The organism is Streptomyces beijiangensis, assembly GCF_017315755.1.
GTDB lineage: Bacteria > Actinomycetota > Actinomycetes > Streptomycetales > Streptomycetaceae > Streptomyces > Streptomyces beijiangensis.
Map to the genome: position 1 here is coordinate 1 of NZ_JAFLRJ010001588.1, position 223 is coordinate 223.

The 223-nt window shown below is 74.0% G+C and carries 1 protein-coding gene; it reads left to right on the plus strand.

Translation table 11 applies throughout. The features are described 5' to 3' along the window. Positions 1-223: LysR substrate-binding domain-containing protein (locus J0695_RS42800; RefSeq protein ID WP_242553834.1), on the plus strand; the 223-nt coding region annotated here is incomplete at both ends.

The following is a 223-nucleotide window of genomic DNA, read 5'->3' on the forward strand; positions in this document are numbered from 1 at the left end:
GCCCGCCGAGCGCGCGGCTGCGGATCGGCTCGACGGCGAACCGCGCCATCCCCCTCTGGCTGCGCCGGCTCAGAACGAGCCTCCCGGGGACGGAGACCTCCCTGCACATGGACGTGTCGGCCAACGCGCTGCTGCGGCTGGTGGCCGCGGGGGAGTTGGACGTGGCGTTCGTGCACGAGGTGGAGGGGTGTCCGCTGCGGGTGCCCGAGGGTCTGGACGTACG